Raw genomic sequence first — 13,349 nt, 5'->3', positions numbered from 1 at the left:
GCCTCAACGCCCTAGGGGAAGACGCGTCATGCAGTATGAATATTTGTTCTGGTCCATGGCTGCAATGGTGGCGGCCGCGCTGGTGGGCGGCTCGTTCTGCGGCCGCTTGCGCACCGTCAAACAGGTACTGCTGGGCGTGGTTGCGTTGGCCGCCGCGGTCTGCGTAGCCGTGGTCTTGCTATCGCGCCACGGCGGCTTCAACGACTTGTCGGCAATGCTGGCCATTGCCGCCTTCATGTTCAGCCTGGTGATCGGCACAGCCGCATCCCTGCTCACGCGGCGCATCCTTCAGCGCCGCTGAGCCCCAGGCCGCCTGCTTACTCTTCGGCGTCGAAGACGTCATCATCTTCGTCGTCCTCATCCTGTTCCAGGGCGTCGTAACCCTTCCAGGTGATGCGCCAGCGGGTCGCCGCCGCGTTGGCTGCCGTCTCGCTCACTTGTTTGACCAGGCCGGCATCCGCCAAAAGATCCAGATGATGCGCAATGACCTGCAAGCCCTGTTCTTCCGGGTGCGGAGCCAAGGCGGCGTTCTTGATGTCGTGTGTGCTCAGGTTGGGGCCGGGCGCGTCGCGCAGGGCGCCCAGAATCGTGACGACCAGATCAAAATCGCGTTGCATGATGTTCACCGTAAGAAAAATGGTAGAGCGACGATAGCAGAGTTCCTTGGCGCCAATGCGACGGGGCGCAAGGCCGGGTTACAGTCCATGGTTCTAGACAACCGACACCTAAGTACAGAACTTTATGAAGAAACCCGCTGAACGCGATTGCCTTGCCGTGGTCCCTGGTTATTCGGGCCAGGCTGCCAAGCTTTACCTCACGCGCGGTGAAGACGAACGCATCGACGGCGTGACAATTTTCGACCTGCTGGGCCACGTCAAGCTGCAGGCCGACCCCGACGCCGCTTCGGCCTGGATAGGCGACTGGCTGGCCCAAGAGGCCGACAACCGGCGCGCGCGCCGGACCCAGTTGCAGGCGCAGATGTTCATCTGCAAGCTGGCTGGCGACGAAAAGGACGCCTTCCTGGCTGCCCAGAAGCCGCTCATCGCCGTCCTGACCGACGCCGGGGTGCGCTGTCGTCGCGTGGCGGCCACTTCTGGGGCCGCCCGACAGTCTTTGGGCCCGAATGTCAAAAAACATTAGGCTAAGGCTGTTATAGTCGCGCCTGGGCGTGAGATTGCACCTTCACGGTGCGTGCGTCCAAGCGGGCCAGGCCCGCTGATCAAGGAAGATTGAACATGGAAATATTAAGTCGGCACCTTGCCGACGTAGCGGGCGGCGTCGAGCTGCTCACGACGCTGGATGGCGAGCCCATCAGCGTTTACGTGGTGGTGGGCGTAACCGATCTCAATGCGATCGCTGACATCGTCCCCATCGAAAAAGTCGAGGCCGGAGCGGATATACACGCTTCAAATGTCGACAATGTTGATAATGCGCAAGAACAAATCGACCAGGTCCTGGAGAATATGAATCCAGGCGACGTGGCGGTTTTCCTTTGCTCGGGTTCCGATGCTTTCGGCGCGGCGCTCGATCTGTTGGGTTTACCTATCGACCAGTAAGCCTGACGGCAAACCAAAGTGCTGATCCAAAAGGCGTATGAAAGACATACGCGTTGAGGCGGCATTTAAATAAGCCCTGATTGTTTTTTTATGTTGTATGGGTGTTTACACCTATGCAGGGACAAGTTTTGCCTATGAAAACGTGCGGATTTTCAACCCAGTTTCTCTTTGTTGCATTATTGGCACGTATTTTTTAGGATTATATTGACTTGTGAGGGGAATATAACGATAGTGTCGGCACACGATCACAAGCGTTGCGATTTTCGTTCAGTGCCGTGCCTTTTCCGGCTCAGCGTTATTGTTCTACTGTCCCCTCCTTGATTGATTCGTGACCTCCGGGCATTTGCCCATTATCTCTAGGAAATACAGTATGGAAACCGGCGTCGTTAAGTGGTTCAATTCGGAAAAAGGCTATGGCTTCATCACCCCGGAAGCGGGTGGTAAGGATCTGTTCGCTCACTTCTCCGAAATCCAGGGTTCTGGCTTCAAGTCTCTGGAAGAGAACCAGCGCGTCAGCTTTGTGACGGCCAATGGCCCCAAGGGCCCGCAAGCCACGAAGATTCAGGTCCTGTAAAGGTCTGATTTTTCGCAAAAAAGCCCCTTCGGGGGCTTTTTTTATTTTTGCGCGCTATGCTTTCAAGTTCACGCAGCAAGCCCGCGGCCGTGTGGCCAGCGCCGCACCGTAGGCCCTCCAGGATCGTTTCCCATGACATCTCCCACGCCCAAGCCCCTTACGCAGCAGCCGCAGGATGTGGTTGCTTTCTGGACCGATGCGGGCCCCCAGCAGTGGTACGCCAAGAGCGATGCGTTTGATGCCGAATTTCGCCGGCGCTTCGAAGCCGCGCATTGGGCAGCCGCTTCTCGGCAGTTGGATGCCTGGCAGGAAGATGCTGACGGCGCGCTCGCCTTGATGATCTTGCTGGATCAGTTTCCCCGCAACGCCTTTCGCGGCACGGCGCATATGTTTGCCACCGATCCTTTAGCGCAGTACTTCGCGGAGCGCGCAATCGCCGCGGGCCACGATTTGGCGGTGGCGAGGCCTTTGCGGCAGTTCTTTTATATGCCGTTTGAGCATTCGGAAAGTCTGGCAATGCAAAATCGTGGCGTGGCTCTGATGGAACCCCTGGATGCGGATACGCTGCGTTGGGCAGTTCTGCATCGCGACATCATCAAGCGCTTTGGTCGTTTCCCGCATCGCAACGCCGCGCTGGGCAGGCAGACGACCCAAGCTGAACAAGATTTCCTTGCCGAGGGCGGCTTCGCCGGTTGACGCCAACCACGGTGCTGGGGCGTGACTGCCCGCTCATCGGGTGTCGACGTGTATCCATTCCTGCCAAGGTGAAAATATTCGTCAATTTCGTGCGGCCGGTTGCGGCCCGCAAGCCATCGCGATTCGACCATCCGCGTGTTTGACGTTTTTCAGGGTTCACCAATACACTGAGTTCAGCGAGATTCTCAAGCGACGCGGTCTGCGTCAACTTGTCGCCGTCAGTGGTGCTGCGGTTGCTTCCTCTCCCATCCTTGATGATCTGGCGCCCCGCGAGCAATCGCTTCTTTTAGGTTCAAGGACACTCCATGGCAACCGGCATCGTTAAGTGGTTCAACGCCGAAAAGGGTTACGGCTTCATCATGCCCGACGACGGCAGCAAAGACCTTTTCGCTCATTACTCCGAAATCCGCAGCGAAGGCTATAAGTCGCTGCAGGAAAACCAGCGCGTCACCTTTGAGGTCGGCACCGGTCCCAAGGGCCCAAGCGCCAAGAACATCAAGGTCGCAGCCTGACATTTTTGGGGTGGCGTGCCGGGCGCACCCGGTGTTCGACCCATGAAAAAAGCCTCCACACGCAATGTGCGGAGGCTTTTTTTTGCAGCTGACGCCGCCGCCACGACTCTAGTGCTTATGGGTGGGCGAAGTCGACAGTTTGTCCACCAGCGCGATGCCCAGCGCGGACAAAATGAACAGTGCGTGAATGATGGTTTGCCACATCACGCCCGCTTCGGTGAACCGCGCGTTCGGCGTGCCGATCGTGCCGGCCTCGATAAAGGTGCGCAAAAGGTGGATCGACGAAATGCCGATGATTGCCATCGCCAGTTTCACCTTGAGCACACTGGCGTTGACATGGCTCAGCCATTCCGGCTGGTCCGGATGATTCTGAAGGCGCAGGCGCGACACGAACGTCTCGTATCCCCCCACGATCACCATGACAAGCAGATTCGAGATCATGACCACATCGATCAGTCCCAGCACCAACAGCATGATCTCCATTTCGCCAAAGCTACTGGCATGCGTCACAAGGTGCCAAAGCTCTTTCAGAAAGAGCATGACGTAGACGCCTTGCGCAACGATCAGGCCCAGGTACAGCGGCAGTTGCAGCCAGCGGGAACTGAAGATCAGATTGGGCAGCATGCCTAAGCGGGGAGGGGGATTTTCAATCATGTTGGGTGCGAGCCGTATGTTGGTGTGCAATAAAAGTGCGGCGGCAATTCTAACAACCCCAGCGTAACGCCGGCAGCAGATTTTTATGACAGTTTGCCGTTGCGCTTATCGACGCTGTTAGCACGTCCGGGCCGCGTTTGCCCGACTTTTATGTAAGCGAAACTGGCATTTGCGAAACTCTGTGGCGAAACGCTTGGAGAGCTTTCGGCGTATATAGAATTGCCGCCTTGCTCGCATAGAGTTAGCCAATAGGAGTTTGTTCCCATGAAGATCCGCTACACCGTTGCCGCGTTGGCCGTTGCGCTTGCCCCTTTTTCCGTATCGCACGCCTTCGACATCGGCGGCCTGGTGGGCGCCGGCAGCAAGGTCGTACAAGCTGCCACGCTGAGCGATGCTGAAATCAAGACGCTGTCTGACAAGGCTTGCGCGCAAAGCGATGCACAGGAGAAGATCGCCGCGCCGGGCAGCAAGTACGACGCGCGCCTGCAGAAGATCGCGAAGGCGTTGGGTGGCAGTGTTAATGGCCAGAAAGCCAGCTACAAGGTCTACATCACCAAGGACGTCAATGCCTGGGCCATGGCCAACGGTTGCATCCGCGTCTATAGCGGCCTGATGGACATGATGACGGACGACGAAGTGATGGGCGTGTTGGGCCATGAGATCGGTCACGTTGCCTTGGGCCATAGCAAGAAGGCCATGCAGACCGCCTATACGGTGTCGGCCGCGCGCGATGCGGCAGGCGCTGCGGGGGGCGCCACGGTTGCCGCCCTGAACGCGTCGCAACTGGGTGATCTGACCGAGAAGTTCATCAACGCGCAGTTCTCGCAATCTCAGGAAAGCGCGGCGGACGACTATTCGTTCGACCAGTTGCAGGCCAAGAAGCTCAATACCCGCGGCTTGGTGACGGCATTCCAGAAGCTTGCCGAGCTGGATGGCGGCAAGAGCGATATGATGAGCTCGCACCCGTCCTCGGCCAAGCGCGCTCAACACATCGAAGACCGCATCGCCAAGGCCAAATAAGGCGTCGAAGCGACGTTTGCTCTCCCTTTTTGGGCGGAAAACGGGGCGCGAGTATCCGGGCAAATCCGGGGCTCGCGCCCCTTTGCGTCAGGGTTCCGGAAGTTTCCGGTAAAATGGCACGTTTATCCGCCCGTAATCTCATCTCTCGGAAAATAGGTCTTTTAATGCAGCCTGTGGTTGAAACCCTCTCCGGCCTGGAGCGCCGTGTTGATCTGGCCGTCTCGGTGGCCGACGTCGAAAAGGAAGTCCAGGCGCAATTGAAGCGCGTGGCTCGAACCGCCAAGGTCCCCGGCTTCCGCCCGGGTAAAGCTCCGCTCGCCATGCTCGAGCGTAGCCATGGCCCCAGCATTCGCTACGACGTGATCAACAGCCAAGTTGGCCGTGCGTTCGAACAAGCCATCGACGGCGCGAAGCTGCGCGTCGCTGGTGCCCCGAACCTGGAACCCAAGACTGAAGGCGTCACCGATGACACGCTGGCGTTTACCGCCACGTTCGAGGTGTACCCTGAAGTCGTCGTCCCGGATCTGTCGGCCCTGGCCGTCACCCGTTACGAAACCGCCGTCACCGACGCCGAAGTTCAACAAACCCTGGACGTCCTGCGTAAGCAGCGCGCCACGTTCGAAGCTCGTGAAGGTCGCGCCTCGCAAGACGGCGACCGCGTCACGCTGGACTTCGCCGGCACCATCGACGGCGTGCCGTTCGAAGGTGGCAAGGCCGAAGACTTCCCGTTCGTGCTCGGCCAAGGCCGCATGCTGCCGGAATTCGAAGAAGCCGCCCGCGGCCTGAAGGCTGGCGAAACCAAGGTCTTCGAACTGAAGTTCCCGGACGACTACCAAGGCGTGGAAGTTGCCGGCAAGACCGCCGAATTCACCATCACCGTCAAGGAAGTGGCTGAAGGCGTCCTGCCCGAACTGAACAGCGAATTCGCCCAGTCGCTCGGCCAAGCCGAAGGCGACGTCGAAAAGCTGAAGGCCGACATCCGCAGCAACATCGAGCGCGAAGTCAAGGTTCGTTCGGCTGGCCGTACCAAGTCCAGCGTCATGGACGCCCTGGTCGAAGCCGGCAAGTTCGACGTGCCGAAGGCACTGGTCGACAACGACGTGCAAGGCCGTGTCGCCGCTGCCCGTGAAGAGCTCAAGCAGCGTGGCATCCCCAACGCCGAGTCCGTGCCGATCCCGCCAGAAGCCTTCTCGACTGAATCCGAACGCCGTGTCCGCCTGGGCCTCTTGGTGTCGGAACTGGTCAAGCAAGCTCAACTGCAAGCCAAGCCCGAGCAAGTTCGTGCGCGCATCGAAGAATTCGCGGAAAACTACGAACAACCCGCTCAGGTTGTCAGCTATTACCTGGCAGACCGCCAGCGTCGTGCTGAAATCGAGGCTATCGTGCTTGAAGACAACGTTGTCGCGCACGTTCTGGAAAAGGCCAAGGTCACCGACGAAAAGGTGCCTTTCGATCAGTTGATGGGGATGGCGTAACACTATGCAGAGATTCACCGATTTCTATGCGGCAATGAATGGCGGGTCTTCGGTGACCCCCACCGGCCTGGGCTACATTCCCATGGTTATCGAGCAGTCGGGGCGCGGCGAGCGCGCCTACGACATCTATTCGCGTCTGCTCCGCGAACGGCTCATTTTCCTGGTGGGTCCGGTCAATGACGCAACGGCCAACTTGGTTGTGGCGCAGTTGCTGTTCCTGGAATCGGAGAATCCTGACAAGGACATTTCCCTTTACATCAACTCGCCCGGCGGGTCGGTGTATGCGGGAATGGCCATTTTCGACACCATGCAGTTCATCAAGCCGGACGTTTCCACCCTGTGCACGGGCCTCGCGGCCAGCATGGGCGCGTTCCTGCTGGCGGCGGGCAAAAAGGGCAAGCGTTTCACGTTGCCCAATTCGCGGATCATGATCCACCAGCCGTCCGGCGGCGCCCAGGGGCAGGCGTCCGACATTCAGATCCAGGCTCGCGAGATCCTGGACCTGCGCGAACGTCTTAACCGAATTCTGGCCGACAACACCGGCCAGTCGATGGAACGCATTGGCCTGGACACGGAACGTGACAACTTCATGTCCGCCGAAGATGCGGTATCGTATGGATTGGTGGACAAGGTAATGAACTCCCGTTCGGAAGGCTGACTTCCCGGTTGATCTGAACCCGCTGCCATCAAGTTTGAGTAAGCGCATGCGCTGGACTTCTTACCGGTCCGGCGCATCTTTACCTGAGATACGAAACAAATATGCCTGAAAAAAAGGGATCGGCAGACGCAAAAGTGCTGCATTGCTCGTTTTGCAATAAAAGCCAGCATGAAGTCCGCAAGCTGATCGCGGGTCCGTCGGTATTCATCTGCGATGAGTGCATAGATCTGTGCAACGACATCATCCGCGAAGAAGCGCAGGCTACCGCGCGCGCGGCGATTCGTTCCGAACTGCCCACTCCGGCCGAAATCAAGACTTTCCTCGACCAGTACGTCATTGGGCAAAACTCGCCCAAGCGTATGCTGGCCGTGGCGGTCTACAACCATTACAAGCGCATTCGTCACGGCGAGATCAAGGGTGACGAAGTCGAACTCTCCAAGAGCAACATCATGCTGATCGGCCCCACGGGCTCCGGCAAGACGCTTTTGGCGCAGACGCTGGCGCGCATGCTGAATGTGCCTTTCGTCATGGCTGACGCCACGACGCTGACCGAAGCCGGCTATGTCGGTGAAGACGTCGAGAACATCATTCAGAAGTTGCTGCAGAACTGCAACTACGAAGTCGAGAAGGCGCAGCGCGCCATCATCTACATCGACGAAATCGACAAAATTTCCCGCAAGTCTGACAACCCGTCCATTACCCGCGATGTGTCGGGCGAGGGCGTGCAGCAGGCTTTGTTGAAGCTGATCGAAGGTACGGTCGCTTCGGTGCCCCCGCAGGGTGGCCGCAAGCATCCCAACCAGGACTTTGTCCAAGTCGATACGACCAATATCCTGTTCATCGTGGGCGGCGCCTTCGACGGATTGGAAAAGGTCATCCGCGACCGTACCGAAAAGTCCGGTATCGGCTTCTCGGCGTCGGTGCGGGCCAAGTCTGAACGTGGCGTGGGCGAATTGTTCTCGGAAGTCGAACCCGAAGATCTGATCAAGTTCGGCTTGATTCCGGAGCTGGTCGGTCGTCTGCCCGTGGTCGCCACGCTGGACGAGCTGGACGAAGCGGCTTTGGTTCAAATCCTGACCGAACCTAAGAACGCATTGCTCAAGCAGTTCCAGAAGCTGTTCGCCATGGAAGGCGCAGAACTTGACCTGCGCCCGGCAGCATTGAAAGCCATCGCTCGCAAGGCGCTGAAGCGCAAGACGGGGGCTCGTGGTTTGCGTTCGATCATTGAACAAACGCTGCTGGACACCATGTACGAGCTGCCTTCGCAGGGCAACGTGAAGCGAGTGGTCGTGGACGAAAACGCGATCGAAGGCGAGGGCAAGCCCTTGCTGATCTACGCTGACGAGGCCGGTGAAAAGGACAAGCCCGAACGCGGCGAAGTCCGCGACGCCGCTGCCTAATATTTCAAAAAAGCCCGTTCTTGTAACGGGTTTTTTTGCCGTAGGACTGCCCTTCGGGGCATTTTTTTTGGCCTTTAGACTATCCGGCAGCCGGGATCTTGAATTTTCGGCTATTGTTCCCATAACAGACGTAACTGACGTGGATAGCTCGGGGACACCCCGAGCACCCTGTCCCCGATACGCCGAGTCATACCGAGGAACCTCCTATGTCTGCCAGCCAGACCCTGCCTTCCGACCCGATCGACCTGCCCCTGCTCCCACTTCGTGATGTCGTGGTGTTTCCGCACATGGTCATCCCGCTGTTCGTCGGCCGTCCGCGCTCTATCCGCGCGCTCGAGGTTGCGATGGAAGCGGGCAAAAGCATCATGCTCGTGGCCCAAAAGTCCGCCGGCAAGGATGACCCCACCCCTGAAGACGTCTACGAGATCGGCTGCGTTGCAGGCATCCTGCAGATGCTCAAGCTGCCTGACGGCACCGTAAAGGTGCTGGTCGAAGGCACCCAGCGTGCCCGCATCAGCAGCATCGAGGATGCCGATTCGCATTTCACCTGCCAGGTGACGCCTATCGAACCGGACGCCATGCAAGGCTCCGAGACCGAGGCCCTGCGCCGCGCGATCGTCGCCCAGTTCGAACAGTACGTAAAGCTCAACAAGAAGATCCCCCCGGAGATCCTGACCTCGTTGGCTGGCATCGATGATGCGGGCCGCCTGGCTGACACGATCGCCGCGCATCTTCCGTTGAAGCTCGAGCAAAAGCAAAAGATGCTCGAGATCGTTGGCACGTCCGAGCGCCTTGAAGGTCTGCTTACCCAGCTCGAAACCGAAATCGACATTCTTCAGGTCGAAAAGCGGATTCGTGGCCGTGTGAAGAAGCAGATGGAAAAGAGCCAGCGCGACTACTACCTGAATGAGCAGGTCAAGGCCATTCAGAAAGAGTTGGGCGAGGGCGAAGAAGGCGCGGACATCGAAGAGCTTGAAAAGAAGATCATCGCTGCCCACATGCCTAAAGAGGCACGCAAAAAGGCCGATGCCGAGCTCAAGAAGCTCAAGCTCATGTCGCCGATGTCTGCCGAAGCCACGGTGGTGCGCAACTACATCGATACGCTTATCAACCTCCCCTGGAGGAAGAAGAGCAAGATCAACAATTCGATCTCCAACGCCGAGACGGTGCTGGACAACGACCATTACGGTCTGGAAAAGGTCAAGGAACGCATTCTTGAATATCTTGCCGTGCAACAGCGCGTAGACAAGGTGAAGGCGCCGATCCTGTGCCTGGTTGGCCCTCCTGGTGTGGGCAAGACCTCGCTGGGGCAGTCCATCGCGAAGGCCACGAATCGCAAGTTCGTGCGCATGGCGCTGGGCGGTGTGCGCGACGAGGCCGAGATCCGTGGCCACCGTCGCACGTACATCGGCTCGATGCCGGGCAAGATCGTTCAGAACATGTCGAAGGTCGGCGTGCGCAATCCTCTGTTCCTGCTTGATGAAATCGACAAGCTGGGCATGGATTTCCGTGGCGATCCCTCGTCGGCCCTGCTCGAAGTGCTGGATCCGGAACAGAACCACACGTTCCAGGACCACTACATCGAAGTCGACTTCGACCTGTCCGACGTCATGTTCGTGGCCACCAGCAACACGCTGAATATCCCGCCGGCTCTGTTGGACCGTATGGAAGTGATCCGGCTGTCCGGTTATACGGAAGAGGAAAAGATCCATATCGCCCGCGACCATCTGCTGCCCAAGCTGATGCAAAACAACGGCGTGAAAGACAGCGAGCTGACCGTCGACGACAGCGCATTGCGCGACATCGTGCGCTACTACACCCGGGAAGCCGGTGTGCGGGCGCTTGAACGCGAAGTGGGCAAGATCTGCCGCAAGGTCATCAAGCAATTGCTGACCCAGAATGATCGCGCCAAGGCTGAAGGCAAATCCCTTGAGGTCAAGTCGGTCAATGTCACGGGCGACAACCTGAGTGACTATCTGGGTGTGCGCCGCTATACGTTCGGTATGGCCGAGAAGGAAAACCAGATCGGCCAGGTGACCGGACTTGCCTGGACGGAAGTGGGCGGCGACTTGCTGACCATCGAGGTAGCGGACATGCCCGGTAAGGGTGTCATCCAGCGCACGGGCTCGCTCGGCGACGTGATGAAGGAATCCGTTGAGGCTGCTCGCACGGTGGTGCGTTCACGGGCGCGTCGTCTGGGCTTTGCCGACAGCGTCTTCGAAAAGCACGATATGCACGTGCACGTGCCGGAAGGCGCGACGCCGAAGGACGGCCCGTCCGCGGGTATCGCGATCACCACGGCCATGGTTTCGGCGTTGTCGCGCATTCCCGTGCGCGCCGATGTCGCCATGACCGGTGAGATCACGCTGCGCGGTGAGGTGTTGCCGATCGGCGGCTTGAAGGAAAAGTTGCTTGCGGCCCATCGCGGCGGCATCAAGACGGTCTTGATTCCGGAGGAAAACGTCAAGGACTTGGCGGAGATCCCGGACAACGTCAAAAACCACCTTGAGATCGTCCCGGTCCGCTGGATCGACAAGGTGCTGGAGCTGGCCTTGGAGCGTCTGCCTGAGCCGTTGTCAGAGGAAGAGGCCGTGAAGGAGCCGCTGGTGGCCAAACCGGCGGAACCGGGTTCAACTGACCCTGTCCTTAAGCACTGATTGCTTGCTTGGGTTTGGCCGTCCTTAGAGGTAGAAGAGGGCGGCCAAATAAAAACCCCGTCACGTTCTGAACGTGGCGGGGTTTTTTTATTGCGCAGACGAATGCGTGGCGCTTGCTTAATGCAATGCGTGCGTACGAATCAAGCCGACCGCAATCCCTTCCAGTGCAAATTCCTGGTCGGCTTCGACCACGATGGTTTGAAAGTCTGGATTTTCAGGCAGAAGCTCGATATGACCGTTAATGCGCTGCAGGCGCTTGACCGTGACTTCATCGCCAATACGCGCCACCACGATCTGGCCGTTGCGGGCTTCGGACGCTTTCTTAACGGCGAGTAAGTCGCCTTCAAGGATCCCGGCGTCGCGCATGCTCATGCCGCGCACCTTCAGCAGATAATCGGGCGTTTGCGCGAACAGGTGAGGGTCAACGCCAACTTCACGTTCCACATGCTCTGCCGCAAGAATAGGGCTGCCTGCCGCTACGCGCCCCACCAGTGGCAGCAGCAATTGCGACAGTGAGGGCAGGGGTGAAGACGTTTGTGCAGGCGATGACCCACCATCCTTCAGGCGTATGCCACGCGAAGCGCCAGCGGTGAGTTCGATGGCGCCCTTGCGGGCAAGTGCTTTGAGGTGGTCTTCCGCGGCATTGGGTGAACGGAAACCCAAGGCTTGGGCAATTTCGGCGCGCGTCGGTGGGAACCCCGTACGCGTGACGGTTTGCCGGATAAGGTCCAGAATTTGTTGCTGGCGATCTGTAAGTTTGCTGGCCATGGCGATGATCCGGTGCGAGCGGACTGTACATATATACAGCGCCATTCTGGGGGACGCAGCGCAAAAAAGCAAGCTGGTGCCTGGCGGAATGCAAAACGGAACCCGAAGGCTCCGTTTTGTCAGGCAGGCTCGCAAGAACCCGCTGGCGGGCGAAGTTACAGCACAGCAGCGATGCCGGCAGCGACCTTGTCAATGTTGCCGCTATTCAGTGCGGCAACGCAGATGCGCCCGCTGGACACGGCGTAAACGCCATGTTCTTCGCGCAGACGGTCGACTTGCGCCGAGGTCAGGCCCGAATACGAGAACATGCCACGCTGTTCCAGAACAAAGCTGAAGTCCTGCTTGCCGCCGTGTTCCTTGATTTTCTCGACCAACTGCTTGCGCATCAGGCGGATGCGGTCGCGCATGCCGGCGAGTTCTTCTTCCCACATGGCGAAGAGCTCAGGGGTGTTCAGAACCGTCGACACCACCGTGCCACCGTGCGTGGGCGGGTTGGAGTAGTTGGTGCGAATGACGCGCTTGAGTTGGCTCAGTACGCGAACGGCTTCGTCCTTGCTGCCAGCGACGACCGTCAGGGCGCCGACGCGCTCGCCGTACAGCGAGAACGACTTCGAGAACGACGAACTGATGAACATGGTCATGTCCAGATCGGCGAACATGCGCACGACGGCCGCGTCTTCGGTCAGACCTTCGCCAAAGCCCTGATAGGCGATGTCGAGGAACGGAACCAGGTTGTTTTCTTTTACTACCGCAGCGATTTGCTTCCACTGTTCGGTCGTGGGGTCCACGCCGGTGGGGTTGTGGCAGCATGCGTGCAGCACAACGACGGTCTGCGCCGGGGCTGCCTTCAGATCGGCCAGCATGGCTTCGAAATTCAGGCCGCGGGTGGTGGCGTCGTAGTACGAGTACGTGCCAACTTCAAAGCCGGCTCGCTCGAACAGCGCGCGGTGGTTTTCCCAGCTGGGATTGCTGATCAGCACCTTGGAGGTGGGCAGCAGTTGGCGCAGAAAATCAGCGCCGATCTTCAGTGCGCCGGTGCCGCCCAGTGCTTGGGTCGTCAGGACGCGCCCGGCCGCGGCCAGCGAGGAGTCTTTGCCCAACAGCAGCGCTTGCGCACCCTGGTTGTAGCCGGCGATGCCTTCAATAGGCAGATAGCCGCGAGCGGCGGCGGCTTCAATGCGGGCGGTTTCGGCCTTGCGAACGGCGCCCAACAGGGGGATCCGTCCCTGATCGTCGTAGTACACGCCCACGCCCAGGTTGACTTTACCCGGGCGCGTATCCGCGTTGAATTGTTCGTTCAGACCAAGAATGGGGTCGCGCGGCGCGAGTTCGACGGAATCGAAAAGGTTGCTCATGGGCTTCTGATGAGGATGGGTGGA

General features: G+C 58.9%; 15 protein-coding genes. 11 read left to right on the top strand and 4 right to left on the bottom strand.

What is annotated here, in order from left to right:
* Positions 1-28 precede the first annotated feature (28 nt).
* Entirely contained in the window at positions 29-301 is a 273-nt protein-coding gene (locus WBR68_RS23115; RefSeq protein WP_050445280.1) for a hypothetical protein, read from the top strand.
* A 16-nt stretch (positions 302-317) separates the two neighbouring features.
* Here the strand turns inward: WBR68_RS23115 and WBR68_RS23110 are convergent, their stop codons facing one another.
* A complete protein-coding gene (locus WBR68_RS23110) occupies positions 318-617 on the bottom strand; it encodes a DUF2513 domain-containing protein (RefSeq protein ID WP_050445396.1) in 300 nt (99 codons plus the stop codon).
* A gap of 124 nt (positions 618-741) precedes the next feature.
* On the opposite strand from WBR68_RS23110, the gene WBR68_RS23105 reads away from it, so the two are divergent.
* From WBR68_RS23105 to WBR68_RS23085, 5 genes are all read left to right on the top strand, one after another.
* A complete protein-coding gene (locus WBR68_RS23105) occupies positions 742-1,140 on the top strand; it encodes a hypothetical protein (RefSeq protein ID WP_127184976.1) in 399 nt (132 codons plus the stop codon).
* A 95-nt stretch (positions 1,141-1,235) separates the two neighbouring features.
* Positions 1,236-1,556: a hypothetical protein gene (locus WBR68_RS23100; RefSeq protein ID WP_230695359.1), complete on the top strand. Its 321-nt coding sequence runs from the start codon at positions 1,236-1,238 to the stop codon at positions 1,554-1,556.
* Between the two features lie 370 nt (positions 1,557-1,926).
* On the top strand, positions 1,927-2,130 hold the full coding sequence (locus tag WBR68_RS23095; protein WP_006220190.1) for a cold-shock protein: 204 nt from the start codon (positions 1,927-1,929) through the stop codon (positions 2,128-2,130).
* A 132-nt stretch (positions 2,131-2,262) separates the two neighbouring features.
* Positions 2,263-2,826: a DUF924 family protein gene (locus WBR68_RS23090; protein ID WP_050445283.1), complete on the top strand. Its 564-nt coding sequence runs from the start codon at positions 2,263-2,265 to the stop codon at positions 2,824-2,826.
* Positions 2,827-3,131: 305 nt separating this feature from the next.
* The gene (locus WBR68_RS23085; RefSeq protein ID WP_006225311.1) at positions 3,132-3,338 is read left to right on the top strand and encodes a cold-shock protein; all 207 of its coding nucleotides are present in this window, start codon (positions 3,132-3,134) and stop codon (positions 3,336-3,338) included.
* Between the two features lie 108 nt (positions 3,339-3,446).
* On the opposite strand, the gene WBR68_RS23080 is transcribed toward WBR68_RS23085, so the two are convergent.
* Positions 3,447-3,992, bottom strand: coding sequence for a TIGR00645 family protein (locus WBR68_RS23080; protein WP_050445284.1), 546 nt, complete (start codon positions 3,990-3,992; stop codon positions 3,447-3,449).
* A gap of 264 nt (positions 3,993-4,256) precedes the next feature.
* Here WBR68_RS23080 and loiP point away from each other — a divergent pair, with 264 nt between their 5' ends.
* The 5 genes from loiP (at position 4,257) to lon (ending at position 11,202) form a co-directional block, all read left to right on the top strand.
* Entirely contained in the window at positions 4,257-5,012 is a 756-nt protein-coding gene (gene loiP, locus WBR68_RS23075) for a metalloprotease LoiP (protein ID WP_230695358.1), read from the top strand.
* Between the two features lie 164 nt (positions 5,013-5,176).
* Complete coding sequence (tig, locus tag WBR68_RS23070) at positions 5,177-6,487, top strand: trigger factor (RefSeq protein ID WP_230695357.1); 1,311 nt, start codon at positions 5,177-5,179, stop codon at positions 6,485-6,487.
* A gap of 4 nt (positions 6,488-6,491) precedes the next feature.
* Positions 6,492-7,145, top strand: a complete 654-nt coding sequence (clpP, locus tag WBR68_RS23065; RefSeq protein ID WP_050445287.1) for an ATP-dependent Clp endopeptidase proteolytic subunit ClpP — start codon at positions 6,492-6,494, stop codon at positions 7,143-7,145.
* 101 nt (positions 7,146-7,246) lie between these two features.
* Positions 7,247-8,545 carry an ATP-dependent Clp protease ATP-binding subunit ClpX gene (clpX, locus tag WBR68_RS23060; protein WP_050445288.1) on the top strand — a complete coding sequence of 433 codons (1,299 nt, stop codon included), beginning with the start codon at positions 7,247-7,249 and terminating at the stop codon, positions 8,543-8,545.
* A 206-nt stretch (positions 8,546-8,751) separates the two neighbouring features.
* Positions 8,752-11,202: an endopeptidase La gene (gene lon / locus WBR68_RS23055; protein ID WP_050445289.1), complete on the top strand. Its 2,451-nt coding sequence runs from the start codon at positions 8,752-8,754 to the stop codon at positions 11,200-11,202.
* A gap of 117 nt (positions 11,203-11,319) precedes the next feature.
* Here lon and lexA read toward each other — a convergent pair whose 3' ends face one another.
* Positions 11,320-11,970 (bottom strand): transcriptional repressor LexA, encoded by a 651-nt coding sequence (gene lexA / locus WBR68_RS23050; RefSeq protein WP_230695356.1) that lies wholly within the window; start codon positions 11,968-11,970, stop codon positions 11,320-11,322.
* Positions 11,971-12,125: 155 nt separating this feature from the next.
* Complete coding sequence (locus WBR68_RS23045; protein ID WP_127184971.1) at positions 12,126-13,325, bottom strand: amino acid aminotransferase; 1,200 nt, start codon at positions 13,323-13,325, stop codon at positions 12,126-12,128.
* Positions 13,326-13,349 lie beyond the last annotated feature (24 nt).

This window comes from Achromobacter sp. JD-1, from assembly GCF_038594925.1.
Classification (GTDB): Bacteria; Pseudomonadota; Gammaproteobacteria; order Burkholderiales; family Burkholderiaceae_B; genus Achromobacter; species Achromobacter spanius_C.
Note: the sequence above shows the minus strand (reverse complement) of the source record. Positions and strands in the feature narration are given on the sequence as shown.